Annotated in this window: 1 protein-coding gene; it reads left to right on the top strand. The window is 22.5% G+C overall.

The window, feature by feature from the left end:
- Nucleotides 1-72: 72 nt before the first annotated feature.
- Nucleotides 73-449: class B sortase (locus K0039_RS21365; protein WP_228106898.1), on the top strand; the 377-nt coding region annotated here is incomplete at its 3' end.

The following is a 449-nucleotide window of genomic DNA, read 5'->3' as shown; positions in this document are numbered from 1 at the left end:
TAACTACAATAAAAATTTTAAATTATATAAAATTTATTTAATCTTTTATATAATAATACATGGGGTAATTAATTGAAAAAACTAGTAAAAATATTAATAAATATTATTTGCATTATTACGCTAATTTTCTCTAGCCTTTCGATTTACATAAAATTATCTGAATATAAAAAGGCTGATGAAGTATATACTGAACTCAGAGAAAACACTAGCAATAACAATAGTAAACATCAAGAACTTTATGATAAAAATAATGATTATAGATTCTGGCTTAAAATAAACAACGCAAATATAGACTATCCTGTAGTACAAGGATATAACAAGGATTTCTACCTAACTCATGATTTTTATAAAAATTATCTTCCTGCAGGTAGTATTTTCATGGATTATAGAAATAACTTTGAAAATGATAAGAGTTTAATAGTCTATGGTCATTATATGAAAAATAAAAC

It is taken from the genome of Terrisporobacter mayombei (assembly GCF_020748465.1).
Lineage (GTDB): Bacteria > Bacillota > Clostridia > Peptostreptococcales > Peptostreptococcaceae > Terrisporobacter > Terrisporobacter mayombei.
This window is presented reverse-complemented; position numbering and strand designations above follow the sequence as displayed.